Origin of the sequence: Primorskyibacter sp. S87, assembly GCF_049801055.1 — a bacterium.
Lineage (GTDB): Bacteria > Pseudomonadota > Alphaproteobacteria > Rhodobacterales > Rhodobacteraceae > JBNAGF01.
The window spans coordinates 133545-157744 of the sequence record NZ_JBNAGF010000002.1; the positions used below are offsets into that span (position 1 = coordinate 133545).

24 protein-coding genes are annotated in these 24200 nt (G+C 58.7%); 13 read left to right on the forward strand and 11 right to left on the reverse strand.

Annotation, left to right across the window (positions count from 1 at the left end):
• Positions 1–7: 7 nt before the first annotated feature.
• Both ACP15U_RS04050 and ACP15U_RS04055 read left to right on the forward strand, forming a co-directional pair.
• Positions 8–943, forward strand: a complete 936-nt coding sequence (locus ACP15U_RS04050; protein WP_425043860.1) for a TRAP transporter small permease subunit — start codon at positions 8–10, stop codon at positions 941–943.
• A gap of 16 nt (positions 944–959) precedes the next feature.
• Positions 960–3314: a TRAP transporter large permease gene (locus tag ACP15U_RS04055; protein ID WP_425043861.1), complete on the forward strand. Its 2355-nt coding sequence runs from the start codon at positions 960–962 to the stop codon at positions 3312–3314.
• A 177-nt stretch (positions 3315–3491) separates the two neighbouring features.
• Here ACP15U_RS04055 and ACP15U_RS04060 read toward each other — a convergent pair whose 3' ends face one another.
• The 4 genes from ACP15U_RS04060 to ACP15U_RS04075 all read right to left on the reverse strand — a co-directional run bounded on the left by ACP15U_RS04060 (position 3492) and on the right by ACP15U_RS04075 (position 6212).
• Positions 3492–4313 carry an arginyltransferase gene (locus ACP15U_RS04060; RefSeq protein ID WP_425043862.1) on the reverse strand — a complete coding sequence of 274 codons (822 nt, stop codon included), beginning with the start codon at positions 4311–4313 and terminating at the stop codon, positions 3492–3494.
• A gap of 77 nt (positions 4314–4390) precedes the next feature.
• Entirely contained in the window at positions 4391–4822 is a 432-nt protein-coding gene (locus ACP15U_RS04065; RefSeq protein ID WP_425043863.1) for an RDD family protein, read from the reverse strand.
• Between the two features lie 76 nt (positions 4823–4898).
• Positions 4899–5324, reverse strand: coding sequence for a DUF2852 domain-containing protein (locus ACP15U_RS04070; protein ID WP_425043864.1), 426 nt, complete (start codon positions 5322–5324; stop codon positions 4899–4901).
• Positions 5325–5744: 420 nt separating this feature from the next.
• On the reverse strand, positions 5745–6212 hold the full coding sequence (locus tag ACP15U_RS04075; RefSeq protein ID WP_425043865.1) for a YbaK/EbsC family protein: 468 nt from the start codon (positions 6210–6212) through the stop codon (positions 5745–5747).
• A gap of 58 nt (positions 6213–6270) precedes the next feature.
• Between ACP15U_RS04075 and ACP15U_RS04080 the strand changes: the two genes are divergently transcribed.
• From ACP15U_RS04080 to ACP15U_RS04105, 6 genes are all read left to right on the forward strand, one after another.
• On the forward strand, positions 6271–6651 hold the full coding sequence (locus ACP15U_RS04080) for a DUF4440 domain-containing protein (protein ID WP_425043866.1): 381 nt from the start codon (positions 6271–6273) through the stop codon (positions 6649–6651).
• A gap of 68 nt (positions 6652–6719) precedes the next feature.
• Positions 6720–9527 (forward strand): glutamine-synthetase adenylyltransferase, encoded by a 2808-nt coding sequence (locus ACP15U_RS04085; RefSeq protein ID WP_425043867.1) that lies wholly within the window; start codon positions 6720–6722, stop codon positions 9525–9527.
• Positions 9502–9777 (forward strand): hypothetical protein, encoded by a 276-nt coding sequence (locus tag ACP15U_RS04090; RefSeq protein ID WP_425043868.1) that lies wholly within the window; start codon positions 9502–9504, stop codon positions 9775–9777. The genes ACP15U_RS04085 and ACP15U_RS04090 overlap by 26 nt, the downstream gene beginning before the upstream one ends.
• Positions 9778–9910: 133 nt before the next feature.
• On the forward strand, positions 9911–10687 hold the full coding sequence (locus ACP15U_RS04095) for a DUF6778 family protein (RefSeq protein WP_425043869.1): 777 nt from the start codon (positions 9911–9913) through the stop codon (positions 10685–10687).
• 203 nt (positions 10688–10890) lie between these two features.
• Complete coding sequence (locus ACP15U_RS04100; RefSeq protein WP_425043870.1) at positions 10891–12114, forward strand: RSP_2647 family RNA methyltransferase; 1224 nt, start codon at positions 10891–10893, stop codon at positions 12112–12114.
• Positions 12115–12121: 7 nt separating this feature from the next.
• Complete coding sequence (locus tag ACP15U_RS04105) at positions 12122–12664, forward strand: RSP_2648 family PIN domain-containing protein (RefSeq protein ID WP_425043871.1); 543 nt, start codon at positions 12122–12124, stop codon at positions 12662–12664.
• Between the two features lie 81 nt (positions 12665–12745).
• On the opposite strand, the gene ACP15U_RS04110 is transcribed toward ACP15U_RS04105, so the two are convergent.
• On the reverse strand, positions 12746–13432 hold the full coding sequence (locus ACP15U_RS04110) for a M48 family metallopeptidase (RefSeq protein WP_425043872.1): 687 nt from the start codon (positions 13430–13432) through the stop codon (positions 12746–12748).
• Positions 13433–13617: 185 nt separating this feature from the next.
• On the opposite strand from ACP15U_RS04110, the gene ACP15U_RS04115 reads away from it, so the two are divergent.
• Positions 13618–13800: a hypothetical protein gene (locus ACP15U_RS04115; RefSeq protein WP_425043873.1), complete on the forward strand. Its 183-nt coding sequence runs from the start codon at positions 13618–13620 to the stop codon at positions 13798–13800.
• A gap of 64 nt (positions 13801–13864) precedes the next feature.
• On the opposite strand, the gene ACP15U_RS04120 is transcribed toward ACP15U_RS04115, so the two are convergent.
• The 4 genes from ACP15U_RS04120 to ACP15U_RS04135 form a co-directional block, all read right to left on the reverse strand.
• On the reverse strand, positions 13865–15049 hold the full coding sequence (locus tag ACP15U_RS04120; protein WP_425043874.1) for a vWA domain-containing protein: 1185 nt from the start codon (positions 15047–15049) through the stop codon (positions 13865–13867).
• Between the two features lie 4 nt (positions 15050–15053).
• On the reverse strand, positions 15054–15221 hold the full coding sequence (locus ACP15U_RS04125) for an apolipoprotein acyltransferase (RefSeq protein ID WP_425043875.1): 168 nt from the start codon (positions 15219–15221) through the stop codon (positions 15054–15056).
• A 3-nt stretch (positions 15222–15224) separates the two neighbouring features.
• The gene (locus tag ACP15U_RS04130) at positions 15225–16601 is read right to left on the reverse strand and encodes a DUF2927 domain-containing protein (RefSeq protein WP_425043876.1); all 1377 of its coding nucleotides are present in this window, start codon (positions 16599–16601) and stop codon (positions 15225–15227) included.
• Positions 16602–16923: 322 nt separating this feature from the next.
• Complete coding sequence (locus tag ACP15U_RS04135; protein ID WP_425043877.1) at positions 16924–17769, reverse strand: AAA family ATPase; 846 nt, start codon at positions 17767–17769, stop codon at positions 16924–16926.
• 435 nt (positions 17770–18204) lie between these two features.
• On the opposite strand from ACP15U_RS04135, the gene dksA reads away from it, so the two are divergent.
• Entirely contained in the window at positions 18205–18627 is a 423-nt protein-coding gene (dksA, locus tag ACP15U_RS04140) for an RNA polymerase-binding protein DksA (protein ID WP_425044272.1), read from the forward strand.
• Positions 18628–18699: 72 nt separating this feature from the next.
• Positions 18700–19875: an FAD-dependent monooxygenase gene (locus tag ACP15U_RS04145; protein WP_425043878.1), complete on the forward strand. Its 1176-nt coding sequence runs from the start codon at positions 18700–18702 to the stop codon at positions 19873–19875.
• Between the two features lie 4 nt (positions 19876–19879).
• Here the strand turns inward: ACP15U_RS04145 and xth are convergent, their stop codons facing one another.
• Together xth and ACP15U_RS04155 are read right to left on the reverse strand one after the other, a co-directional pair.
• Entirely contained in the window at positions 19880–20659 is a 780-nt protein-coding gene (gene xth / locus ACP15U_RS04150) for an exodeoxyribonuclease III (RefSeq protein WP_425043879.1), read from the reverse strand.
• A gap of 115 nt (positions 20660–20774) precedes the next feature.
• Entirely contained in the window at positions 20775–21098 is a 324-nt protein-coding gene (locus ACP15U_RS04155) for a HesB/IscA family protein (RefSeq protein WP_425043880.1), read from the reverse strand.
• A gap of 80 nt (positions 21099–21178) precedes the next feature.
• Between ACP15U_RS04155 and ACP15U_RS04160 the strand changes: the two genes are divergently transcribed.
• On the forward strand, positions 21179–22333 hold the full coding sequence (locus ACP15U_RS04160; protein ID WP_425043881.1) for a deoxyguanosinetriphosphate triphosphohydrolase: 1155 nt from the start codon (positions 21179–21181) through the stop codon (positions 22331–22333).
• Positions 22334–22416: 83 nt separating this feature from the next.
• Positions 22417–24162: an arginine--tRNA ligase gene (gene argS / locus ACP15U_RS04165; RefSeq protein WP_425043882.1), complete on the forward strand. Its 1746-nt coding sequence runs from the start codon at positions 22417–22419 to the stop codon at positions 24160–24162.
• Positions 24163–24200 lie beyond the last annotated feature (38 nt).

The window sequence follows — 24200 nt, forward strand, 5'->3', positions numbered from 1 at the left end:
GGACACCATGCAGGAAGAGAGCTCTGCCAGTTTCGGCTCGGCACTTGGTACGCTTTGGAATGGCGTGCTTTGGGTGCTGCAACACATAGCCGAAGCTTTTTACAATATCGGATACGCCTTGACGCATCCGTCGCTCTGGCTGGATTGGTCGGACAAAGAGGCAGTAATGCGCTTTGTCTATTATGGCGGATCGGTCGAGTTTTTCTTTGCCGTCACAACCATCGTTCTGGTCTTTACCGTCGTCGGGATGCTGCACCGGCCGTTCATGTGGGGATGTGTGCGCGTTCTGGAAGGTTTCGCCAATACGGTCGGGCGTTTCTTTGCCTGGGCGGGGCTTCTGATGGTGCTGCAACAAATCATCATCGTGTTCATGCAGCGGATCTTTACACGGCCCGATATCGTGATCGGATTTGGTATCCCGCTCCAGTTCGACATCAGCTGGTATGCTGAAGAGCTCAAACTTTACAACGCTTTGGTGGTATCGCTCTGTGCGACATACACATTCGTCCAAGGCGGGCATGTCCGCGTTGACCTGATCTATTCGGCAGTTAGTTTCCGCACCAAGAAGGTGATCGACATGTTCGGGTCCATCTTCTTCATGATCCCGATGGCAACGCTGACATGGATGTATGGCTGGTACTTCATGTGGCGCCACCTGATCGTCCCGAAGCCGTCGGCCAGCGACACTCTGGACCGATTGGTTCTCAAGGCCCGCGCGATGCGCTGGAACGTGGAGACGATCGGGTTCAGCCCCAACGGGTTCACCGCCTACTTCCTGTTCAAGATCCTGCTCGTGGCGTTTGCCGGCATGGTCTTCCTGCAGGCGATTGCCTTCTTCTACCGCTCTTGGCTGGAATTCCGCGAAGGCGTCGAAAGTGAAAACAAGTACCTCGACAAGGATACCCTTGGAGAGGGCGAAGAAGCCTACGAAGGCGCTCATTAAGCAAAGGACTTGAACAATGCTTTTCGGTCTTGATGGCGTCGAAATCGGCCTCATTATCGTGTTCTTCTGCCTGTTCGGAGCAATCCTGTCCGGTTTTCCGGTGGCATTCGCCATCGCCGGTGCCGGCATCATCTCCTTCGGCATCATCGCCGCGCTGGACAGTGCGGGACTTCTGATCCACCAGGCCATCGACAGTTCGACACAGCTGTATCGTGATCTGGTCAATTCCGGAGTGCATCCGGATACAATCTCGGTATTCCGATACCCCGATCTGCCCCGGATTGCCGAACCGGTCTTTGTGAAAGGCTGGGAAACCGCGCTGGATCGTAACGTTTCTTTCATCGTGAACCGGATGAACGAGCGGGTGCTGGCCGGTCAGTCGATCGAAACCCTGCTTGCGGTGCTGATGTTCGTTCTGATGGGGATCACTCTGGAACGGTCCAAGATCGCCAACGATCTCCTGACAACCATGGCGCGGGTCTTTGGCCCTCTGCCGGGCGGTCTTGCCGTGTCGATCGTGGTCGTGGGCGCGTTTCTTGCAGCCTCTACCGGTATCGTCGGCGCCACCGTGGTGACCATGGGGCTGCTGGCGCTGCCGACCATGTTGCGCAACAACTATTCGCCGGAACTCGCAACCGGGGTGATTGCCGCCTCGGGAACGCTGGGGCAGATCATCCCGCCATCGATCGTAATCGTTCTGCTTGGAACGCTGGCCGGGGATCTCTATTCGGCTGCGCAGGAAAGCCGCGCCGTGGCGGCAGGTTGCACCGACGCGCTGACCTATCTGGGCGAGCCTGCGGTTGTTTCGGTCGGAACGCTGTTCCAGGCGGCGCTGCTTCCGGGCATTATGCTTGCGCTGCTATATGCGCTCTACGCCTTCGGCTACGCTCTGATGAACCCGGACAAGGCTCCGGCGGTCGAGATGGGCGCATCCAACCATGAACCGATTACCCGCAGCGAAGGTCTGACTTGGTTCATTGCTGTTCCCGCAGCCCTGATTGGCGGTGTCCTGCTGCTTGGCAGTGCCGGGATCATCGGCTCGCAGGACATCACCGTTTCTTCGTTCTCCGATATCGGAGAAGGGGCAAGTCTGCGCACCAACGTGTCCGAACAGTGTCAGGGATCGATGATCGAACTGCACGGTCAGGAAGCATGGGACGCTGCAGTCGCCGAACAGGAAGCGATTGATGCTTCCGGGGGCGTAACCGAAAGCCAGCGCCTGACCGAGGAACAGATTGCCGAAGCCCGGCAGGCCCGAGTCGATGCTGCTGCACCCATCGGGACCGGTGTTGCCGTTCTTGCGCTGCTGCTGGGTCTGACGCTGGTTTTGGGTCGGGGCATTGCACCTTCGAAGGACGCAAAACCGCTGATCGTGGGCGCCATCGGTTTGCTGTTGGTGCTGCTGGTTGACGTGATCCTTGTGGCTCCGACAACCTCTTCGGGCGCGACGTTCGTTCTGATGGCGATCCCGTTCGCGCTGACCATATATGGCTGTCGCGAAGCCGCAATCCGGGCCACCAAAAACGAACTCATCCGGGTTGTGTTCCCACCGCTTGTTCTGATCATCGCTGTGTTGGGTTCGATCCTTGGCGGAATTACCAACCCGACCCCGGCAGCGGCGCTGGGCGCGGGTGGGGCGATCATGCTGGCGGCCTATCGAAAGCTGCAGGATGAAGGCCGCTCCGGCATGGTGATCATCTGGTCAACCTTTGCGATCCTGATCAGTATTCTGGTTGGGGTGAACTTTGACCTTCGTATCAACCAGGATCAGGTCAGCGTCGAAAGCTGGATTGCATTCATCTTTGCCTATTGCGCCTATCTCTATGCGCTGTTCGGGCTGCTGTTCGGATGTTGGGTGCTGTATGCAGGCGGAGTGTTGACACCGGTCGTGAGGGAAACCGCCAAGGTAACCTCGATGGTGTTCACCATCCTGATCGGCTCGCAGTTGCTGAATCTTGTGGTGATCTCCTTTGGTGGCGAACATTACATTCAGCAGTTCCTCAAGAGCTTTGACAACGAATTCACGGTGTTTCTCATCGTGATGTTGGTGTTGTTTATCCTTGGTTTCGTTCTGGATTTCCTCGAGATCATCTACATCGTGATCCCAATCGTGGGGCCGGTCATCTATGGCGGTTCGTTCGATCCGAAATGGGTGACGATCATGGTGGCGGTGAACCTGCAAACGTCGTTCCTGACACCTCCTTTCGGGTTTGCGCTGTTCTATCTGCGCGGGGTGGCTCCCAAGGAAGTCACGACGGCGCATATCTATCGCGGGATCCTGCCGTTCGTGATCATTCAGGTGGTCGGGTTGGCGATCCTGTGGTTGTTCCCGGGCATCGTGACGATCATACCCGATCTGATCCCGAACTGATCAGCGCCGGTCAATCTGCAAATAAAGAGAGCCCTCGGGCTCTCTTTTTCGTTTGACCAAGCGGCGCTGTCTCGGTGAGGCACTTATGCACACATCTCGAACCCGGCGGAGCCTTCAAGAGCGAAGGGTCGCGGGAGGCATTTGTCGAAACAGGGTGTGGATCTACGAAGCAGGCAGTCAGAGCCCCTTGGCTCTGCGGTCCGGCAGCTGAATATTGGCGACCTGTTCGGCAATCGGATCGGTCGAAAGTGGGTGGCTGGCCGTTGCATAGGTGTCGGGATCCAGCATCGGTTTCCATTCACCGTTCTGGTAGACCTCAAGCCCGGAAAACCGGGCCTTGTAGCCCATCTTGGGGCTGCCGGGAACCCAGTAGCCCAGATAGACGTAAGGCAGACCTGCCTCGCGCGCGATGTCGATATGATCGAGGATCATGTAGGTGCCAAGCGAGTTCTGGGGGCATTCGGGCGTATAGAACGAATAGACCATCGACACGCCGTCCTCGAGCACATCGGTCAGGCCTACCGCAATCAACTGGTTGGTCTCGGCGTCCGTGTATTCGATGACCCGGCTGCGGATCGGGGTTTCCTCGATCATGGCCGCGAACTCAAACACGTCCATATCAGCCATTCCACCGTCAGCATGGCGGGAATCGAGATACTCTCGGAAGAGTTCGTATTGTTCTTCGGTGGCCCAGGGCGATGTTGCCCGGCGGTTCACCCTTTCATTGCGTCGGATCGTGCGCCGCTGCCCCTTGTTGGGTTCGAATTTCGACACGTCGATCCGGGCGGACATGCAGGCGGAACAATCCGCGCAGCTGGGCCGGTAAAGGACATTCTGCGACCGGCGAAACCCTTGCTGTGACAGGCTGTTGTTGAGCGTATCCGCGCCGTCCCCTTGGAGGGCCGTGAACAGCTTGCGTTCCATTCGCCCATCCAGATAGGGGCACGGCTGTGGAGCTGTGACATAGAACTGCGGTGCTATCGGCAGTGTGTGACGCATAATGGGCTCTTGAAGGCTCGCGGTTTCCTCGGGCGATGATAGCAACCGGAAGCAACCACGCAAGAGTTGATCGCTGTTCAGGCCCGGCGGTTTAGAGCCACTGTGCCCAGGATCGCATCTGTCAAACCCTGCCCCCGGGCCGAGGTCAGCATCATGACGATCGACACCAGCTGGATCAGCGGCAATGCCATGCTGACCGTGTAGCCGGCAGTATGAGCGAGAGCGAGCCCGCCATCCAGCCGCGCTCCATATGCATCCCGCAGTTCGATCCCGGCAAATTGCATTCCCCATGTGGCAGAACCGGACGCGATAGTGGCGGTTCGGTAGACAAAGCCGATAACCAGATAGAGGGCACCCCAGACAAATGCGCCGACAAAGGCGGTCATCAGCACGGCAAGGAAGCTCAGCATGAGGATGACGAAGGTGTCAAAGATCCATGCAACAAGACGACGCGTAGCGACGGATGAATAGAATTGCGGTTGGATGTCGGGGTCGGGCAGGGCGGTCATGGTAGGTCTCAATCAGTATGGAATGGCAATGCCCCGGCAATCAGGCCGGGGCACGGCGGAGAGTTCTCTGCAAAGATCAGGCGTCGTCTTCGACCTTGTGATCGTTCCGGGCGGAACGGGCGCGTTCATCCATGAACTGATCGAATTCGGCCTTATCCTTGGCTTCCCGGAGCCGTTCGAGGAAGGTTTCGAAATCGCGCTGTTCCTGTTCCAGACGACGCAGGGTGTCGGCTTTGTAGCTGTCAAAAGCACTGTTTCCGGTATTGCCCATGGGCATCATCGAGGGCGACCAGCCCGAACGGCGGCAGGATTTTCCAAACATACGTTTGCTCCAGATCATGTAAAACAGAAAGGCGAGGCCAACGGGCCAGAAAAAGACAAAGCCCAGAACCATAGCGGCAATCCAGGCGCCTTTGCCTTTGCTGTCGAGCCAAGCCTCGGCACGGCTGAACCAGCCCATCTGTGGGGCTTGGGTGGGGACGGGGTCAGACAAGGTTGTCATGGTCGGTCTCTTTCTCTCCTGGTTTCAGTGTTGAGAGGCAATGTAAATGCCCTTCACATGATGTGATATTGGAGCGCGTGAATGGTGTTGCAAGGGGTGATGTAAAAAAGATTTACATTCTGCAAGTGCGAAAAACCGGGGAAATCCGCCGATACGACCAAAGTAAAACAATCTATGGTTGCGGGGCAAAGATTGGTTCTACATACTGATTTTAACTCACCCATCCCGGATGTGAGGGAGAACCCGCCATGGCAGAACGGCCTGATAGGGAATTTGAAAGAGGCAGAGACAGCGAGTCGGATTTGTGCCGCGCAAAGTCCGGCTGGTGGATTCTGCCCTTCGCTGCGGCCGGTTCCGTCGGTTGGGCCGTGATTCTCCAGAACCTGTTTTTTTGATTGATATCGGTTCGGGTTCAGTAGCCTAGCTTGTGAATTTGGCCGATGCGGCGCCTGTAATCCGAACAAGATCGTCGGGCGCGATGGAAAACACATGACGCGGTGTGCCAGCGGCGGCCCAGACCCTGTCGAAATCTGACAGGCGCGGGTCAAGAAAACTGCGGATCGGGGTTAGTTGGCCGATTGGGGATACCCCTCCGATGGCGAATCCGGTGTGGGAACGGATCAGTGCGGCATCGGCTTTCCCAAGCGCCTCGCCGGTACATTCCGCTGCAAGATCAGCATCCACACGGTTTCCGCCCGCAGTGAGAAAAAGGATGGCCTTGCCGCTATCCTCCCCGCAAAACACGATTGACTTGACGATCTGGTCCACGTGGCAGCCCACTGCCGCCGCCGCGTCTTCGGCAGTGCGCGAACCTTCGGTCTCGCGGATGTCTGGCGGCACGCCAGCGGCCTCCAGAGCGGCGCGCACTCGTTTTAGGCTTTTGCTCATTGCGAAATTCCTCGCATCTCCGGTTGACCTTGCATGCGTTCCGGGAAAGTTTTGACCTATGGAACGCAAAATCAAGCCCCTGCCGGATCTGTCGTTTTTTCGGGAATTGGAAACCCGTGTCTGGCAAGCGCTGGTGGCTGGCGACCCACAGGCCGACGGATCCATGCTGACCAGTGATTTTCTGGGCGTTTACCCAAGTGGGTTTTCCGACCGCGCCGGACATATGGCGGCACTGGAAAATGGGCCGGCGATGCAAAGCTATGCGCTGGATCGGGAACGGTTGGTTCCGTTGAGCAACGACCACGTCATTCTGTGCTATCGGGCAAGATACGTTCCCGCAGGCGAAGAAGCTGAGAAGATTATGTATATCTCCTCGCTTTGGGTGCGTGCCGAGGGCGGTTGGCTCAACAGTTTCTCGCAGGATACCCCTGCGGCATAAGTTCCGTTCGATGCCATCACGGCGCCGGAAGAATTGACCGCAACGGCAGACCACCGCATGTTCCGGCCATGTCCGATATCTTGCAGATTACCCGACTTCCCCGCCCATTTGACCCTGAACTTGGCGCCGCGGCACGCGCGGTCTTACCCGAACTCCAAGGCGATCTGGCTGCGTTGGTGGAAGGTGCGGCAGGATCCAGTCCCTACCTGAAAGGGTTGATCGATCGCGAGTCCGAGTGGATTTCGCAGGCCTTGCTGGCCCCCGACGTGGCACTGGCGTCGGTGTTTGAAGAAGCCGCCGCGCTGCCGCCCGATCAACTGAAACCCGGCCTCAGGCGCGGCAAGCGGAGGATGGCTCTGCTCACGGCACTGGCGGACTTGTCCGGTGCCTGGCCTTTGGAACGGGTGACAGCGGTTCTTACGGATTTTGGGGGTCTGGCCGCAGACGTGGCGGCCAAGGCCGAAATCGCCAACCTTATCCGGCGCAAGAAATTGCCGGGGATGAACGCCGATGATGTGGCCGATGCAGCGGGGATGGTGATTCTCGCTATGGGCAAGATGGGAGCGCACGAACTGAACTACAGTTCAGACATTGATCTGATCGTGTTGTTTGACGAGACCCGCTTTGATCCCGATGACTTCTTCGAAGCCCGGCAGGGGATGGTGCGTGCGACGCGCAACTTCTGTTCCACTCTGAGCGAGAAGACCTCGGACGGATATGTCTTCCGGACCGATCTCCGGCTGCGCCCCGACCCGGCCGTTACACCGGTCTGTCTCGCGATGGAGGCGGCAGAACGTTATTATGAAAGCCTCGGTCGGACATGGGAACGCGCAGCTTATATCAAGGCACGCGCCTGCGCTGGCGATCTTGTTGCCGGGCAGCGCTTTCTGGATACGTTGCGCCCGTTCGTGTGGCGGCGGCATCTGGATTTTGCAGCCATTCAGGATGCTCATGACATGCGATTGCGGATCCGTGAGAACAAGGGAACTGGGGGCAAGCTGGAAATTCCGGGACATGACATGAAGCTCGGCCGGGGCGGGATCCGCGAGATCGAGTTCTTTACCCAGACCCGGCAGTTGATCGCGGGCGGCCGCGATCACGACTTGCGTATGCGGGGGACCGTCGAAGGACTGGCCGGGCTGGCAGGCAAAGACTGGATTCCCGACGAGGTGGCGGAGCGCCTGACCGATCACTACCGCGCTCATCGCGAGGTCGAACATCGGATCCAGATGGTGCATGACGCGCAGACGCACCGGGTGCCGCAGTCCGAAGATGGATTCGCGCGGATTGCCTGCCTTATGGGAATGACCGTTTCGGATCTGACCGAGGATCTGGAGCGCCGGTTGACCGAAGTGCATGAACTGACCGAAGGCTTCTTTGCCCCCGACGCTGCGCCTCCGCCCAAGGCAGCTCTGCCGGCCGTAGAATTCGATGCCTCGATCCTCGCGCGGTGGACCACGTATCCGGCTTTGCGGTCGACGCGTGGAGCCCAGATTTTCGAGCGCCTCAAGCCGGAAATCCTGTCTCGTCTGGCCAAAACTGCAAAGCCCGAAGAAGCCTTGGTCGCGTTGGACGGGTTTCTTGCCGGGCTTCCCGCAGGCGTGCAGCTGTTTTCATTGTTCGAAGCCAACCCGCACCTGATCGACCTACTTGTCGATATTGTGGGTACGTCACATGCGCTCGCGTCCCACTTGTCGCGCAATGCCTCAGTTTTCGACGCTGTGATTGGCGGGGACTTCTTCGCGGACTGGCCGGGGCAGGACGCGTTGCAGTTCGATCTTCGACGGGTTCTGGAGGCCGAAGCCGACTATGAGGGTCAGCTCGACACTGCAAGACGCTGGAACAAGGAATGGAATTTCCGTATCGGCGTTCATCATCTGCGCGGCCTGATCGATGCAGGAACCGCCGGAAAACAATATGCCGAACTTGCCAACGCCGTGATCGACGCCGTGACCCCCATTGTCTACGAGCAGTTCTCCCAAAAACACGGACCGGCGCCCGGCCGCGGGGCAGCGGTCGTTGGAATGGGCTCTCTTGGCGCGGGACGGTTGAATGCACGGTCCGATCTGGACCTTATCGTGATTTACGATCCGCTCGATGCGGACATGTCTGATGGGCCGCGCCCGCTGGCGACACGGCCTTATTATGCACGGCTGACACAGGCTCTGATTACCGCGCTGACCGCACCGATGTCACAGGGCCGTCTGTATGAGGTGGACATGCGCCTGCGCCCGTCAGGAACTCAGGGACCTGTGGCGACAAGCTGGGCCAGCTTCACCCATTATCAGCAAAACGAGGCCTGGGTCTGGGAACATCTGGCGCTGACGCGGGCGCGTGTCGTGGCAGGCGACCTTTCGCTTGGCGAAGACATAGAAAGCTTCCGCCAAACCCTGTTGGCCGAGCCGCGTGACAAAGGGCAGGTCCTCAAGGAAGTGGCGGAAATGCGGGCCCGTCTGCTCGCCGCGAAATCGCCTGCGGGCGTATGGGATGCCAAGACCGGTCCGGGGCGCATGATGGAAATCGAACTGATCAGTCAGGCCGGAGCGCTCACCTCGGGTAGCGCGGCAAGGGATGTTCCGGCGGGCCTTGACGGGGCCGTCGCAAGCGCGTGGCTGGATGTCGCGGATGCAGATGTTCTTCGGCAGGGGTACCGTTTAATGTGGTCGGTGCAGACTGCTGCGCGATTGTTGTCAGACGCCGTCGTCGAAGCCGAGCAACTGGGAGAAGGGGGCGCGGCCTTCCTTTGCCGCAGCGCGGGCTATGACAGTCTTGGCGCATTGCAGGAAGCACTTGAAGAGGTTTATGCGCAAGCAGATCAGATCATTTCCGCTGCATTGGAGCGAGAGGCCGATGGCACAGAGCAATCATCCGAATGACCCCAAGGGTCTGATCCGCGAAGCCTACCGGATCGACGGAATCTCGCAGGCGGAGTGCCGCAGCATTTTTCTGGATTGGGCGCTGAGCCTGCCGGGCGGGACCGACAATGTCGCTGCCGTTTCCTCGATATTGCAGGAATACGAAAAAGACGCGCCGGATCATCCCATGACGCTGATCCTGACAGATGGATTGACCAGCATTTCTGCCCCACGGCGGCGCGGGGGATGGCGTTCACGCCCGCGCAACTGATCCGTTCCAATACGGAAACAATCTCGAAAAGGCACGCAATTTGTCTAAAAGTTGCCCCATTTGACGGCGACAAAGATCTCCTGAGCAGTCATCTAAAATGGTCCAGAATCGGGCCGGTTCTAGGAGAGAGACTATGAAAACCCTGCGAATGATCCTGCTGACGGGACTTGGCCTGAGCGTTTCGGCCTGTGCGGCGGTCGACGTCCCAACCCGGAATGCCCCTTATGAAAATCTGCCGGACAACTCAGTGGCCGTAACCGCTCCGGCGGGCTACGAACTGACCAAGCCGGCACCAACCGTGACCCGCGCTGCTGTGTCCGGTCAGCTTGCAATCCCCGGATCGGAACCGGGCAAACCGGCTCAGTCCGGAAAACGGTTGCAACTGACACCGGGCGAGGCCCCGGTTACTGTCAAGAACGTGAGCGTCACCGTTCCGCGTTCTCTGAAAGTGTCGGAACGCAACAGCTATATCCCTCGCGGCGATATCGTTTGGCGCGAAGACCCGATCGGGGATCGTCACGCCCAAGTGCAGAAAATCGTTTTGGATGCGATGAAGCGCGGCGTTGCGCCGATGCATGGACCGGTTCCGGTCAACCTTGAAATTCAGGTGGTCAAGTTCCACGCTCTGACCGAAAAGGCGCGCTATACCACGGGCGGCGTTCATGCCCTGACTTTCGACCTTGTTTTGAAAGATCCCAAATCCGGACAGTTGGTTGTTCCGGCACGCCGGGTTCGCGCAGATCTTGATGCCTTTGGCGGTCAGCAGGCGCTGGAAGCTGAGGCGCGCGGTCTGACCCAGAAGGTGCGTATCACAAACCACCTTGCCGAGGTTATCCGCCAGGAACTCACCAGTCCGGAAGGGTATGAAAACGCCAGCCTCGGTATCATCCAGATGATGAACCAGATGTAATTCAGTCTCTCCGAGGCAGCTCTGCCTCGGGTAGTCCCGGAAAAGGGTGCTCGGTCGGGCACCCTTTTTTCATGATTACAAGACTGCGGCGTATCGCAACCTCTTCAACTGTGCCGGATCAGCAGATAAAGACGGTCGGAACCGATCCGTCCGTATGCCGAGCAATGTATCCGGTTGGATCCTCTGCGAAAGCCGAACCAAAGATGAGCAACGAGACCCCTCAGTCAGACCAGTCTGCCACGTATCCAGTCGTGCGCATGAAGCCAAAGAGCAATGCTCGGGCTATCCGTCACGGATTTCCGTGGGCTTATGTCAATGAAATCGTGACCGATCGCCGGACCAGGAAACTGGCACCCGGAACCCTTGCGATACTCGAAGATGAGGCGCGGGTACCGTTGGGTCTGGTAGCTGTCAATCCGACATCCAAGATCATGTGCCGGATGCTGGACCGCGATACGCAGGCCCAGTTGGATCATGGCTGGTTCGCCAGACGAATTGGCCGAGCTCTGGAACTTCGGGAACAGCTGTTCAAAGACCCGTTCTATCGTCTGGTTCACGCCGAAGCGGACGGGTTGCCGGGTATCGTGATCGATCGGTTTGGCGAGGTTTGTGTTGTTCAGCCCAATGCTGCATGGGCGGAGGCCTATCTTGATGTTCTTTCTACCGCTCTCGCAGAGGTCACCGGGGTCAAGACCATCATCAAGAATGCTTCGGGCCGAACTCGTGGACTTGAGGGGCTGGATGACGTGAACGCGGTACTGTCGGGTGAAACACCGGCAGCGCCCGTGCCAGTCACCATGAACGGCGCAACTTACATGGCCGATTTGACAGGTGGTCAAAAGACCGGCCTGTTCTATGACCAGCGTCCCAACCATGCCTTTTCCGCCGGTCTGGTCAAACCCGGTGCCCGCGTGCTCGACGTCTTTTCACATGTGGGCGGGTTTGCTCTGGCGATGCTGGCTGGCGGAGCCGGGCAGGCGCTTTCGGTCGATGCTTCCGCGGCGGCGCTCGAACTGGCGCGGCAAGGGGCCGAGGCTTCGGGCCACGGTGAAAAACTCGAGACGCGACAAGGCGATGCATTTGATGTTTTGACGGCACTGGGCGGCGAGGGGGCGCAATATGATGTGGTTATTTGCGACCCTCCGGCATTTGCGCCATCGAAACAGGCGCTGGACGCCGGTTTGAGGGCTTATGAACGTATTGCTCGACTGGCCGCACCATTGGTGGCGCCGGGCGGGTATCTTGGTCTTTGCTCCTGCTCCCATGCGGCTGATTTGTCCCGGTTCAGAGCTGCCTCGGCACGTGGCATTGGTCGAGCAGGACGGAGCGCGCAACTGCTGCACACCGGGTTTGCCGGCCCGGATCATCCGCAGCTGCCCCAACTTGCGGAAAGCGGATACCTCAAATCCGTATTCTTCCGCCTGTGATGCTAAGATGAAGGCCGTTCTGGATACTTGCGTGATCTATCCGACGGTGATGCGCGCGGTGCTTTTGGGTGCTGCTCGAATCGGCCATTTCACACCGATCTGGTCCGAACGCATTCTTGAGGAGTGGGCACGCGCGGCCAAAAAACTCGGCCCCGATGGCGAAGTTCAGGCCCGTGCCGAAATTGCGTTGGTGCGTGCCGACTGGCCAGAAGCCGAATGGCCCCCCGCGCCAGGAACCGAATCCCGGCTCTGGTTGCCGGATCCGGCAGACACGCATGTGCTGGCCACTGCTATTGCCAGTTCCGCAGACCTGATCATTACCCTCAATACCCGCGATTTCCCCCGCAGCACGCTGGCCGAGGAGGGGGTGGATCGCATAGACCCGGACGGTTTCCTGCACCGGTTCTGGCAACAGGATCCCGACGGCATGGGCCAAGTTGCAAATGCCGTACTGGAGGAGGCGAACAGGTTATCGGGTGATCAATGGACAATGCGGCCCTTGCTCAAGAAAGCACGCTTGCCTAGACTGGCGAAAGCGCTGACTTCCTGACCAAAGCGATACTGTAGTAACGGGATTTTTGCAGAAACAATCGGCAAATTCGCTGTTTGATTTGCAACTTTTGGTGCTCAATCAAACCTTCGACCAGCGGCGCTCCAGATTTTCGATTGCCTTGATGCGGTCTTCGGTCCCCGGATGCGACATAAGCCATGCCGGAGCGACGCCGGCCCGCGCTTCGGTCAATGCATTAAGCTTGCGAAACAGGGACTTCTGCGGTTCCACACCAATACCGGCCTTGACCAGCAAAGCAGCGGCGTATTCGTCGGCTTCGTACTCATCTGCTCGGGACAGGCGCGCGGCCAACAGCGCGGTCAGCGAATTGGCAATCCAGACACCGATAAGTGGAATGAAACGCCCGAGCAAAATCACCAGCGCTGTACGCAGCGCGTTCTGGCCGGAAAAATCGATCATTCGCTTTCGTGCATGGCCGAGGGCCACATGGCCCAGTTCATGCGCGATAACCGAGGTCATTTCCTCTCCGCTGACCTCGCCATTGCGGTACTTCCTGTAGAACCCACGGGTAATGAAGATCCGTCCATCAGGTGCCGCAAGGCCGTTGACCGGGTCAATCTCGTAGATGTGCACCGGAATGCGCCGTAGTTCGAGCGCAGCAGCCAGCCTGTCGGTTAGGGCCTTCAGAGTCGGATCGGCCAGTTCAGTCGATCGGGCGTCCAACTCCCGATGTGTTCGCCAGACCGAGATTCGGTACATGGCCAGCCCGTAAAGAAGGGCCAGCAAGAGCGGGGTGAACTTCAACATGCAACTGATATGGGCGGGCTGGCGTCAGAAGGCAAGCCGCCGAAGGTCCGAGATGCATTGGCCCTTTCCCGCCCATGACCTAAGCAAAGCAGGCCCCGCATTGCCGGGTTCACGGGCACGGCGTAACCTGAGCTTGCCCGGGAATTTTGGGGTCTTGGTCTGGTCACTGGAAAAGGATGATTACGATGAAACTGAAACTTGCTGTCTTGAGTTCTTGCGCCCTTGCCCTTGCGGCCTGTTCCCAGCCCGAACCCGCACCGGTTTATATCCAGCCGAGCTATGACAAGGTAGGAAATGCCAGCTGCCCGGCCGGTTACCAGCTTGCGACCACCGAAGCCGGTGCGACCGTCTGCTCGCCGACAAGCTGAGCCAAGCCGTAACCGGGGCGACACCTGCGTCGGCTGACGCGGGTTTCGCCGGATTGATACGAATTCAGCGTGTCAGGTCACGCATGCCCTGTTCCAGCCCGGACAGCGTCATTGGGACCATGCGATCCTCAAAGATCTCCCGGATCATCCCGATGGAATGAGTGTAGTCCCAGTATTTCTCGGGCACCGGATTGATCCAGAGGTTCGAGTTCCATTGTTCGCGCGCGCGCGCCAGCCAGACTTGCCCGGCCTCCTGGTTCCAATGTTCATTGGCACCGCCGGGATAGGCAATCTCGTAGGGTGACATCGAGGCGTCGCCCACAAAAATACACTTATAATCAGGACCATAAGTGCGGAGCACTTCATGTGTCGGGATCTGGGCGTTCCAGCGCCTGCGATTGTCCCTCCAGACACCTTCATAAAGACAGTTGTGGAAGTAATAGTATTCAAGGTGCTTAAACTCGGCGCGGGCGGCCGAAAACAGTTCTTCTACCACCTTGATATGCGGGTCCATCGAACCGCCGACATCCAGAAACAGGACGACCTTGACCGCGTTGTGACGCTCGGGGCGCTCCTTGACATCGAGATAGCCATGCTCGGCGGTTGCCCGGATGGTTCCATCCAAGTCCAGCTCCATCGCGGCACCTTCCCGCGCCCAGCGGCGCAGGCGTTTGAGTGCGACCTTGATGTTGCGGGTCCCCAGTTCAACGGTGTCGTCGAGGTTCTTGAACTCGCGCTTGTCCCAGACCTTGACTGCGCGCTGGTGGCGGCTTTCCTTCTGGCCGATGCGCACGCCTTCGGGGTTGTATCCATAGGCGCCGAAAGGGGAGGTGCCTGCAGTTCCGATCCACTTGTTACCGCCCTGATGCCGGCCCTGCTGTTCATTCAACCGCTCGCGCAGCGTTTCCATCAGTTTGTCGAAACCGCCCAAGGCCTCAATCTCGGCCTTTTCTTCGGCGCTGAGGTGTTTTTCAGCCATTTTCTCCAGCCAGTCGCCGGGAATATCGATGGCTTCCATGACCTGGCCAAAGCTGATTTCTTCCAGACCCTCGAAACTTGCGGCAAAGGCACGGTCGAACTTGTCGATGTTGCGTTCGTCCTTCACCATCGAGACGCGGGCAAGGTAATAGAACGCCTCGACGTCATATGTCGCCAGACCCTGCTTCATGCCTTCGAGAAAGGTCAGGTACTCCCGCAGGGAAACGGGAATGCCACTTTTCCTCAGATTCTCGAAGAAGGGCAGAAACATCGGGTCAGATCGCCATACGGTGCACCAGAGTCGTAGCTAACAGCCCAACGATGGCAAAAGCAATTGCATACCCGGCGGCATATTGCGCTATGTCTGCCGGTTTGCCGTTACGTTTCCGCGCGGTCACTGCCCCGATGACGGCCCCGAGAAGAGCCAAAAAGAATACGATCATGTATTATCCGCCGAACCTTTGCACAGGGCTCAGGGTCGCGATGTTCTGCATCTTGGCCCGTACCGCCCAATCAGAGCCGGATCCGTAACGTGCCCAACCGACGCTGTCCAGCCTCACCGATGCGGCGCGGTCATGTTGCCCCGCCAGATCATATCCTTCGGCTTCAAGCAGCATCAGAGTCGACAGCAACTCGGCGTTTTCGGCCCGGGCCGCGGTTTCGATCTGCCCGCGAACCTGACGCAAAGCCGTTGCCCCGTCGCCCTGAGTCAGCGCATAGGCGGCAGTCTGCGCAGTGATGTAGGCCTTGTGGACCTCGGTTCCGGGGGTTTGGGCCAGGTAATGCAGCGCGGTACCGAAATACTGCTGGGACAGACGCAGATCCCGCGATTGTGTCATCAAGCCCAACAAATACAGGCTGAAGGCGCGCCGATGATCGGTCCAGCCCATGCGCTCGGCGGTCTGGGCTGCGCGGGTGGCCGCAGCAATGCGCTCTTCGGGTTTTACACGCGGGCCATAGGCTGTCTGAACGTCTTCGATCCAGCTGCGTGGCGTCTTTACAACCGGTGTCGATGCAATGGCGTTGCCGCGCGGATTGAGACGGCTCAGTAGTTCGGGCAGCACGGCGGCAACTTCGCCGCGTGACATGCCGCTGCGCAGTTCGGGTGAGTAGGTGGCTCGCAGAACCAGCATGTCGAACCCGGTCAGCACGCGGTGCACGTTGTCGTCGTTGAACACAGAATCCGGCAGGCGATACAGGTCGTTCAGCGGTCCGATTGCCTGGGCCAGTTCTTCGTGCAGGCAGTCGCGGACCTCCTGCGGGCTGGAGTCGTTGGGCAGGAAGATCGCAAGACGTTCGCGGGTTTGCAGGTTCGACCAGTTGGTCTTGCTCTTGCGGCGGTCGCGGCGATACTCGTCAAAGCTCGAGACATTGGGAACGACGAAACAGGCGGCGTGCGGCAGGGCCTTGCGGATTTCTGCACGGCTGACCGGTTGAATCGTGACGCTCGCGTTTTCATGAGTGACCTGCTGGATGTCGATGCCCGCTTCGCGGCGCAGACGCGCCAGCAGGCGACCGAGATCGGAATTCAGGCTTGGCGGAATGGCGCTGCCGGTGACGCGCACCGTGATCGGAGTTTCGAACCGCGTAAGAATGGGCAGCTCGCGCCCGCTTTCCAGTTCGAAATGAAGCGACAGGAAATCTGCTGCAATGTTTCCGTTCGACCGCGCCGGAGCATAAGGACGTGCAGTCGTGAATCCCTTCATCGGCGGCAGGGTGCTTTCTGCAATCTGTGCGCGTGTTGGGGTGTCTTCGAGCGGAGCGGAGGCGCAGCCGGACAGGGCCAGGGCCAGACCGAAGAAAATGGCAGCGGATCGGATCATGAGCAGGGACCTCGATGAGAAATGGAGTTCGCTATCGAAAAAATGTCAGGAAAATCAGTATGAAAAAGCGGGCCGGTGCGCAGAGCACATGCCTTTTGCAGCTGCGCAAACCGGCCCATCACTGGAAAAAACACGGGGCAAATGAGTAAAAAATGTGTCACTGACATGACCCGACGGTGTCAGAGGGGGTATAGCCCGACAAGGCAAAACTTAATTTTGCCACCATTTCTATGGGTTTCCGGCCCATTTGGGGTTTCCGGTCGGCGGACAGTCGCGCCGACCAGAAGCTATCGTTTCCGGAAAAGCCCGATTCTGCCCAGAGTTAGCGCTGTCCGCGCGCCATGAAGGCGAGTCGCTCGAACAGATGGACGTCTTGTTCGTTCTTCAGCAGGGCCCCGTGCAGTTTCGGCAAGGCATTGGTTCCGCCAGCCTTCAGGTCTTCGGGTGTGAGGTCTTCAGCCAGCAACAGTTTGAGCCAATCCAGAACCTCGGAGGTCGAGGGCTTCTTTTTGAGCCCCTGCATATCGCGGATTTCATAGAACTGGGTCAGGGCCGTGGTCAGCAGGGCCTCTTTGATGCCCGGGTGATGGACCTGGACAATCTTTCGCATCGTGGTTTCATCGGGGAACCGGATATAGTGAAAGAAGCACCGGCGCAGGAATGCGTCGGGCAATTCCTTTTCATTGTTCGAGGTAATGATAACGATGGGGCGCGTTTTCGCCCGAATTGTTTCACCGGTCTCGTAAACATGAAACTCCATCTTATCGAGTTCCTGCAGAAGGTCGTTTGGGAACTCGATGTCGGCTTTGTCGATTTCGTCGATCAGCAGAACGATCTTTTCGCCGGATTCAAATGCCTGCCAGAGCTTTCCCTTCTTGATGTAGTTGCGCACGTCGTGAACGCGCTCTTCGCCCAGTTGGCTGTCGCGCAGTCGGCTGACCGCATCATATTCGTACAACCCCTGCTGGGCGCGGGTGGTCGATTTGATGTTCCATTCCAACATCTCGAGCCCCAGCGCGCCGGCCACCTGCTTGGCCAACTCGGTCTTGCCGGTTCCGGGCTCACCCTTGACCAGCAACGGGCGTTCCAGCGTCACGGCGGCATTGACTGCAATCTTGAGGTCGTCCGTTGCCACGTATTCGGCTGTGCCTTCGAATCGTGCGGTCATTCGTTTGCTCCCTTTCAATCGGACCCATCCGGTCCTGGCTCACACTGGCTCAGGTCTGCACCCGGCGACTGCCAGAGGACCTAGCATTTCGGGTAATTGGGTCTAAGCAATTTGACAAGACGGCCGCAGCGTCCCTGCAGCCGAGAGATTCACTTGGACAGAGGGTGATGTTTCGGCGAAATCCCGTTTCCTGTCCGTCACCAATCCGAGGGCCATTCCGAAACTGTCGGCAAATATTGCATCAAACTTCCCTATTTTTAGGCGTTTACAGCCAATTCCTTTGTCAGATGCGCAGTTGCGGCAAATAGTGAAAGAGAGGAGATTTGTGTAGTGACAATCCCAGATACCTCGGATAAACGCAGCGGCAGAAGGGGGAGCCAAATGTCTGGTACAGGTTCTATGACAGACGTTGTTGGCCATACCGAGGGAGCCAATATGAAGCAGGAACTGTTTCTGCCGGAAGACTACCGTCCGGCCGAAGATGAACCGTTCATGAACGACAAGCAGCTAGAGTATTTCCGCCGCAAGCTGCTGGCCTGGAAACAGGATCTTCTGGCGGATAGCCGTGACACGATCGAAGGTTTGCAGGACGGAACGCGTAACATCCCTGATGTCGCCGACCGTGCCAGCGAAGAAACCGACCGGGCGCTGGAATTGCGCACCCGGGATCGCCAGCGCAAGCTGGTGGCCAAGATCGATTCGGCGCTGCGTCGGATCGACGAGGGCGAGTACGGCTATTGCGAAGTGACTGGTGAACCGATTTCGCTCAAGCGTCTTGACGCCCGCCCGATCGCCACCATGAGCCTCGAAGCGCAGGAACGCCATGAACGCCGCGAGAAAGTGCATCGCGACGATTGATCTCACACGGGATCTGCAAGTTTTGAACGCCGGGGCCTGTTGCTCCGGCGTTTTTTTTGTTCAAAGACCTGCATGGATCTGAATTCTCGCAAAATCGTGGTCGTTGGCGCCGGGATCGGTGGTCTGGCTGTCGCCCTGGCGCTCAAGGCCCACGGGGCAGATGTAATGGTTTTGGAGCAGTCCGAGGCCATCACCGAGGTTGGCGCAGGCTTGCAGATCAGTCCAAACGGCGTGAATGTTCTTAGGGCGCTTGGACTGGAACCTGCGCTTCGCGATCAGGCTGTGCGGGGAAAAGCAGTTCAGTTACGGGATTACAGGGCAGGGGGCGAAGTTCTGACCCTCGATCTCGATCGTTATGCCAGCGACAGCTCTTACTATTTTGTGCACCGCGCCGATCTTATCTCGATGCTTGCGGAGGCCGTTCGGCACGCTAGCATTCCGGTTCGGTTGCTGCAAAAGGTCGAGCGGGTTCAGGCAGGCCCTGCACCGGTCCTTCACATGGCCAATGGTGCGCGGATCAACGCGGATCTTGTTGTCGGGGCAGACGGCCTGCACTCCAAGGCACGAGTCGCCCTGAATGGCGAAGACACGCCCTTTTTTACTGGTCAGGTAGCCTGGCGCGCAGTGGTTCCGAATGATCTTTGTTTTGGGGCGCAGGCGCAGGTCTTCATGGGCCCCGGTCGTCATATGGTCTGCTATCCGCTGCGGCGCGGAGAGCTGGTCAATATTGTTGCCGTGCAGGAGCGCGAAGCATGGGCTGATGAGGGATGGAACCAGCAAGATGACCCGGCCCATCTGCGTGCGGCATTTGGCGACTTCGGCGGGCCAGTGCCTGCGTTGCTGAACCGGATCGAAAACGTGCGGCTCTGGGGCCTTTTCCGGCACCCGGTAGCGCCAAACTGGCACTCGGGTTGCGTGGCCATATTGGGTGATGCAGCTCACCCGACCCTGCCATTCCTTGCCCAAGGGGCCAACATGGCGCTCGAGGATGCGTGGGTTCTGGCTGACAGTCTGGCCAAGTCAGAAACGCCGGGCGAAGCGCTTACCGGTTACCAGCGACGCCGTCGTGACCGCGCTGTTCGGGTAATTGCGGCAGCCAATAACAACGCGTGGAAATACCACCTCTCTTCGGCGTCGGTTCGCGCCGTTGCCCATATGACGCTCAGGATGGGTGGTCGGTTGGCGCCTCGACGCATGGTCCGGCAGTTCGACTGGCTATATGGCCACGATGTGACCAAGCCGGGCTGAGGGATCAGAGATCCAGTTCGACCCAGATCGGAACGTGATCTGACGGTTTCTCGCGGCCTCGGATCTCGGCATCGATCCTGCATTCGGTCAACACGTCGGCCGCCTGTGGTGTCAATAGGAAGTGGTCGATGCGAATCCCGTCGTTCCGGTCCCATGCGCCTTTCTGATAATCCCAGAACGAATAGTGTCCCGGCCCTTGGGTCCGGGCGCGGAATGCCTCGGTGAAGCCGAGGTTCAGGATTTGCCGGAACGCGGCGCGGCTTTCGGGCCGAAACAGAGCGTCATCGCGCCATGCGTCGGGGCGACTGGCGTCCTCGGCCTGAGGTATGATGTTGTAATCGCCTGCCATCAGAGCGGGTTCTTCGGCGGAAATCAGTTCGGCCGCCCGGATCCGCAACCGCTCCATCCACGCAAGTTTGTAGTCGTATTTCGGTCCCGGCGCCGGATTTCCATTGGGCAAATACAACCCGCAGATCCGCAGAGCCCTTTTCCCAACTACGGTTGCCTCGATCCAACGGGCCTGCTCGTCATCATCATCCCCGGGAAGCCCTCGGGTTACGTCCTCGAGCGGAAACTTGGACAGGATCGCCACACCATTGAAGCTCTTTTGTCCATGCGTTTCGACGTTGTAGCCGCGATCTTCGAAAATCTCGCGTGGAAACGCCTCATCAACGGACTTGATTTCCTGCAAGACCACAACATCGGGCTGCGCCTCATCAAGCCATGCCGGCAATGCCTCGGCCCGGGCCTTGATGCCATTGATGTTGAAACTGGCGATTTTCATGGGGCCTCTCCGACAAGTCTTGGTGATCTATCGCCCGAATGCGGTCTCGCGGCAAGCTCCGGAGCAGGCCGGTCACTGGCGAATTGAGGTCTGGACCGGGATCTCCGGCAGCACATTACATGGAAAAGGACGTGCCGCATCCGCAGGACGATGACGCATTGGGGTTCTCGATCACAAAACGGGCGCCAATGAGTTCCTCGCTGAAATCGATCGTTGCATTCTCCAGAAATGGCAGCGAGACGCTGTCGACAACCACCTTTTCACCAAGCCCTTCGAGCACGAGATCATCGGATTTGGGCTGATCGAGCGCGATTTCATACTGAAACCCCGAGCAGCCACCACCTTCGACCGCGACGCGCAGGGCTTGCCCCTGATCGGCCGCGCCGATCTCGGCAAGTCGCTCAAAGGCGCGTTCGGTGACCTTTGGGGGCAGGTTCATGCAGGACTCCGGTGGTTTCATTAGGTGCTGCACTGCAATATAGAAGGGCCAAGGACAGGCGACAAGGTTAGGACCGCGAAATGCGAGCGCCCTATGCATCGGACCCCGCACGCGCCCGCGGACGGCTGGTGCGTGAAGAAGAGAGCAGTTTCCGCTCCTGTTTTCAACGGGATCGGGACAGGATCATACACGCCAGCGCCTTCAGGCGGCTGAAGCATAAAACGCAAGTGTTTGTCGAGCATGAAGGCGACAACTATCGCACGCGTCTGACCCACTCGATCGAGGTCGCGCAAGTGGCCCGGACCATTGCAGGGGCGTTACAGTTGAATCCCGAGTTGACCGAGGCGGTGGCACTTGCCCACGACCTTGGCCACACGCCGTTTGGACATACCGGTGAAGATGCGCTTCATGCGTTGATGGCGCCTTTTGGCGGCTTTGATCACAATGCACAGGCGATCCGCATCGTTACATGTCTTGAACGGCACTATGCCGAGTTCGATGGCCTGAACCTGACCTGGGAAACCCTCGAAGCGATTGCCAAACACAATGGCCCGGTGCTGGGGGGTCTTCCGTGGGCGTTGGCCGAATGCAATGCCCAGATGGATCTGGAGCTTCATACGCATGCCAGCGCCGAAGCGCAGGTCGCGGCACTGGCCGATGATGTGGCCTATAACAATCACGACCTGCACGATGGCTTGCGGGCTGGCCTGTTTTCCGACGACGAGATTGCTCAACTGCCCATCCTTGATGCCTGTTATGCCGAGGTTGATGCAGCCTATCCGGATCTGGATCCGGACCGGCGGCGGCACGAGGCCCTGCGGCGCGTTTTCGGCGTGATGGTCAGCGACGTCATCGACACGTCACGCGCCTTGCTGTCAGACGCCCAGGCTACATCGGTGGAAGAGATCCGGGCACTTGGATCCCCTGTGGTCCAGTTTTCGCCGGAACTTTCCGCGAAACTGAAGGAAATCCGCGCGTTTTTGTTTACCCGCATGTATCGGGCTCCGTCCGTCATGCGGGTACGCGAAGAAGTGGCGCAAGTTGTGACCGAGTTGTTTCCGATTTATCTGGAGGATCCGGTGCAGATGCCGGCCGGATGGCAACCCGATATCGGGTTGATCACGGATGAGACCACGCTTGCTCGCCTTGTTTCGGACTACATCGCAGGCATGACCGATCGGTTTGCGTTACAAGAGCATGCCCGACTGACAGGGGCCGACCCCAACCGGATCTGACAGTTGCCCCGCCTTGGTGAAAACGGTTCCATTGACCCCGCCGCCTTGCGTGATAAACCGCCCGCAAGAAGAAGGACGCCGAAATGAACCTGTTTTCCGAGATCCGCAGCCTCGTGACCGAGGCCCTGTCGCAAATGCAAGCTGAAGGGCTGCTGCCCGAGGGGTTGAGCTTTGCCAACGTGGCCGTGGAGCCACCGCGCGATGCAGCCCATGGCGACATGGCGACCAATGCGGCGATGGTGCTGGCCAAGCCGGCTCGGATGAAACCGCGCGACATCGCGGACGCCCTTGCTCTGCGGCTGGCTGCGGATGACAGGATCACCAGCGCCGAAGTGGCGGGGCCGGGCTTTCTCAATCTGAGGCTTGCGCCGGTGGTCTGGCAAGGCATTGTCGGGACCATTCTCGCCGATGGAACCAGCTACGGTCGGTCCGATATGGGGCAGGGGCGGAAGGTGAATGTCGAATATGTCTCGGCCAACCCCACCGGACCGCTGCATGTCGGCCACACCCGCGGCGCGGTCTTCGGCGACGCCCTGGCGTCCCTTCTGGACTATGCCGGCCATGACGTGACCCGCGAATACTACATCAATGACGGCGGGGCGCAGGTCGATGTTCTGGCTCGTTCGGTCTATCTGCGCTATCTCGAAGCGCATGGCGAAGCCGTGGAATTCCCCGACGGAACCTATCCAGGTGAGTATCTGGTAGAGGTCGGCCAGAAGCTGAAAGAGCTGAAAGGCGATGCCTTCATCGGACAACCCGAGGCAGTCTGGCTGCAAGAGATCCGCAATTTCGCCACGGACGCGATGATGGACCTGATCCGCGAGGATCTGGCCCAGCTGGGCGTCAAAATGGATGTGTTCTTTTCCGAAAAGTCTCTCTATGGCACAGGCCGGATTGAGGCCGCCCTGGAGAGCCTGGACAGCAAAGGGCTGATCTACGAGGGCGTTCTGGAGCCACCAAAGGGCAAAAAGCCCGAAGATTGGGAGCCGCGTGAACAGACCCTGTTCAAATCCACCGAACATGGGGACGATGTCGACCGTCCTGTGAAGAAATCAGATGGGTCATGGACCTATTTCGCCCCTGACATCGCCTATCATTTTGATAAAGTTTCCAGAAGGTTCGACGAGCTTATTGATGTTTTTGGGGCGGATCACGGCGGTTATGTCAAGCGGATGAAGGCTGCCGTTTCGGCGCTCAGCGACGGCAAGGTGCCGCTCGATATCAAGCTCACGCAGTTGGTGAAACTGTGGAAGAACGGCGAGCCGTTCAAGATGTCAAAGCGGGCCGGCAACTTTGTCACTTTGCGGGATGTGGTCGATCAGGTCGGCCCCGATGTGACCCGCTTTGTCATGCTGACCCGGAAGAACGATGCGCCGCTGGATTTCGACTTTGACAAGGTGCTCGAGCAAAGCCGCGAGAACCCCGTTTTTTATGTGCAATACGCCCATGCGCGTGTTCAGAGTGTTCTGCGCCGCGCTGTCGAGGCCGGGATCGAAGCCGATCTTGCCACGCTTGCCGCGGCGGATCTTGGCCTGATCAATCACGAGGCCGAACTGGCGGTCGCCAAAAAACTCGCGGAATGGCCCCGGCTGGTTGAGATCGCGGCCCGTACGAATGAACCACATCGAATTGCCTTCTACCTCTATGAATTAGCAGGAGATTTTCACGCCCTGTGGAACCGTGGCAACGAATTGCCCGAATTGAGATTCCTGCAAGAGGGCGATCCCGCCACAAGCCATGCAAAAATGGCTCTGGCTGTTGCCGTTTCCGTTGTTATTTCTGCCGGCCTTGGTATTCTTGGGGTGAAGCCGGCAAACGAGATGCGGTAATTCGGTCAGCGGGACCAATCAGAAGCCCCGCCCGAAAG

Coding starts and splice junctions, on each gene's coding strand:
- ACP15U_RS04100 (WP_425043870.1), top strand. CDS start 10,891: ATGAGCAACGAGACCCCTCAGTCAGACCAGTCTGCCACGTATCCAGTC.
- ACP15U_RS04110 (WP_425043872.1), bottom strand. CDS start 13,432: ATGTTGAAGTTCACCCCGCTCTTGCTGGCCCTTCTTTACGGGCTGGCC.
- ACP15U_RS04070 (WP_425043864.1), bottom strand. CDS start 5,324: ATGACAACCTTGTCTGACCCCGTCCCCACCCAAGCCCCACAGATGGGC.
- ACP15U_RS04060 (WP_425043862.1), bottom strand. CDS start 4,313: ATGCGTCACACACTGCCGATAGCACCGCAGTTCTATGTCACAGCTCCA.
- ACP15U_RS04120 (WP_425043874.1), bottom strand. CDS start 15,049: ATGTTTCTGCCCTTCTTCGAGAATCTGAGGAAAAGTGGCATTCCCGTT.
- argS (WP_425043882.1), top strand. CDS start 22,417: ATGAACCTGTTTTCCGAGATCCGCAGCCTCGTGACCGAGGCCCTGTCG.
- xth (WP_425043879.1), bottom strand. CDS start 20,659: ATGAAAATCGCCAGTTTCAACATCAATGGCATCAAGGCCCGGGCCGAG.
- ACP15U_RS04115 (WP_425043873.1), top strand. CDS start 13,618: ATGAAACTGAAACTTGCTGTCTTGAGTTCTTGCGCCCTTGCCCTTGCG.
- ACP15U_RS04075 (WP_425043865.1), bottom strand. CDS start 6,212: ATGAGCAAAAGCCTAAAACGAGTGCGCGCCGCTCTGGAGGCCGCTGGC.
- ACP15U_RS04160 (WP_425043881.1), top strand. CDS start 21,179: ATGCGAGCGCCCTATGCATCGGACCCCGCACGCGCCCGCGGACGGCTG.
- ACP15U_RS04055 (WP_425043861.1), top strand. CDS start 960: ATGCTTTTCGGTCTTGATGGCGTCGAAATCGGCCTCATTATCGTGTTC.
- ACP15U_RS04105 (WP_425043871.1), top strand. CDS start 12,122: ATGAAGGCCGTTCTGGATACTTGCGTGATCTATCCGACGGTGATGCGC.
- dksA (WP_425044272.1), top strand. CDS start 18,205: ATGAAGCAGGAACTGTTTCTGCCGGAAGACTACCGTCCGGCCGAAGAT.
- ACP15U_RS04145 (WP_425043878.1), top strand. CDS start 18,700: ATGGATCTGAATTCTCGCAAAATCGTGGTCGTTGGCGCCGGGATCGGT.
- ACP15U_RS04085 (WP_425043867.1), top strand. CDS start 6,720: ATGTCCGATATCTTGCAGATTACCCGACTTCCCCGCCCATTTGACCCT.
- ACP15U_RS04065 (WP_425043863.1), bottom strand. CDS start 4,822: ATGACCGCCCTGCCCGACCCCGACATCCAACCGCAATTCTATTCATCC.
- ACP15U_RS04095 (WP_425043869.1), top strand. CDS start 9,911: ATGAAAACCCTGCGAATGATCCTGCTGACGGGACTTGGCCTGAGCGTT.
- ACP15U_RS04080 (WP_425043866.1), top strand. CDS start 6,271: ATGGAACGCAAAATCAAGCCCCTGCCGGATCTGTCGTTTTTTCGGGAA.
- ACP15U_RS04135 (WP_425043877.1), bottom strand. CDS start 17,769: ATGACCGCACGATTCGAAGGCACAGCCGAATACGTGGCAACGGACGAC.
- ACP15U_RS04050 (WP_425043860.1), top strand. CDS start 8: ATGCAGGAAGAGAGCTCTGCCAGTTTCGGCTCGGCACTTGGTACGCTT.
- ACP15U_RS04155 (WP_425043880.1), bottom strand. CDS start 21,098: ATGAACCTGCCCCCAAAGGTCACCGAACGCGCCTTTGAGCGACTTGCC.
- ACP15U_RS04090 (WP_425043868.1), top strand. CDS start 9,502: ATGGCACAGAGCAATCATCCGAATGACCCCAAGGGTCTGATCCGCGAA.
- ACP15U_RS04125 (WP_425043875.1), bottom strand. CDS start 15,221: ATGATCGTATTCTTTTTGGCTCTTCTCGGGGCCGTCATCGGGGCAGTG.
- ACP15U_RS04130 (WP_425043876.1), bottom strand. CDS start 16,601: ATGATCCGATCCGCTGCCATTTTCTTCGGTCTGGCCCTGGCCCTGTCC.